At 44.9% G+C, this 383-nt stretch carries 1 protein-coding gene; it reads right to left on the minus strand.

Features of this window, described 5'->3' with window-relative positions:
* Positions 1-113: 113 nt before the first annotated feature.
* Positions 114-350, minus strand: coding sequence for a F0F1 ATP synthase subunit C (gene atpE / locus ACTHSP_RS22575; RefSeq protein ID WP_003676106.1), 237 nt, complete (start codon positions 348-350; stop codon positions 114-116).
* Between the last annotated feature and the right edge of the window lie 33 nt (positions 351-383).

Below are 383 nucleotides of genomic sequence, written 5' to 3' on the forward strand. Positions count from 1 at the left end.
AAACTAGGATTTGCGCAAATAAGGTTGCATTAATATTCACGTTACTTAACCTTCGTATCTGGGTTAATCAAACAGACCATAAGCCTGTATCTGAACGGATCGCTCCGTCTTGATTACGCAGCACCAAACGGGTTAACGAAGGCGAACAACAGGGCAATAGCCACACCGATCAAGAAGGCCGCGTCGATCAGACCAGCGATCAAGAACAGTTTGGTTTGCAGAGGACCGATCAGCTCAGGTTGACGGGCAGAAGATTCCAAGTATTTAGAACCAACCATTGCGATACCGATAGAGGCACCCAATGCACCCAAGGCAACGATCAAACCACATGCGATAGCAATCAAACCCATTTTTAAACTCCTTAAAATAGTAAAGGTTAAACT

This window comes from Neisseria sp. P0001.S005, assembly GCF_051963715.1.

Bases quoted from the DNA above. Each gene is read 5' to 3' on its own strand.
- atpE (WP_003676106.1), bottom strand. From the start codon at position 350: ATGGGTTTGATTGCTATCGCATGTGGTTTGATCGTTGCCTTGGGTGCA.